General features: G+C 45.4%; 1 protein-coding gene. It reads left to right on the top strand.

All coding sequences use genetic code 11. The features are described 5' to 3' along the window. Positions 1–526, top strand: a 526-nt coding sequence (locus L650_RS0114115) for a flavodoxin domain-containing protein (protein ID WP_029773513.1), incomplete at both ends; no start/stop codon positions are given.

Genomic DNA, 526 nt, shown 5'->3' with positions numbered 1-526 from the left:
GGCTGCAAGCGATGCTGCGCCACTTACTATTTTGTATGGTTCGCAAACAGGTAATGCAAAAGGTGTGGCGACTAAGCTTAAAGAGCAAGCAGAGTCGCGCGGTCTAGCTGTAAAACTTGTGAGCATGTCTGACTACAAACCTACAGCCCTGAAAAAAGAAAAGTTTTTAACCGTTGTTGTATCTACCTACGGTGAAGGTGAGCCACCTGAAGATGCTGAAACACTGTATGAATTTTTAACTACCAAAAAAGCACCTAAGTTAGATGGCGTTAAAGTGGCGGTACTGGGTTTAGGCGACTCTAGCTATGAGTTTTTCTGCCAAACAGCAAAAGACTTTGAAGAGCGTTTAAACAAACTTGGCGCAGAAACTATTTTCCAACGTGCCGACCTAGATGTTGATTACGATGATGAAGCAGTCACTTGGATCACCGGTGCACTTGATGCATTCGAACCTGATCTAAAAGCGCAGCAAGATGCTGCTGGCGGTCAAGTTGTATCAATGCCATTTGGCGCGCCAACAGCGGCA

It is taken from the genome of Pseudoalteromonas sp. TB51, assembly GCF_000498055.1.
Lineage (GTDB): Bacteria > Pseudomonadota > Gammaproteobacteria > Enterobacterales > Alteromonadaceae > Pseudoalteromonas > Pseudoalteromonas atlantica.
This window is presented reverse-complemented; position numbering and strand designations above follow the sequence as displayed.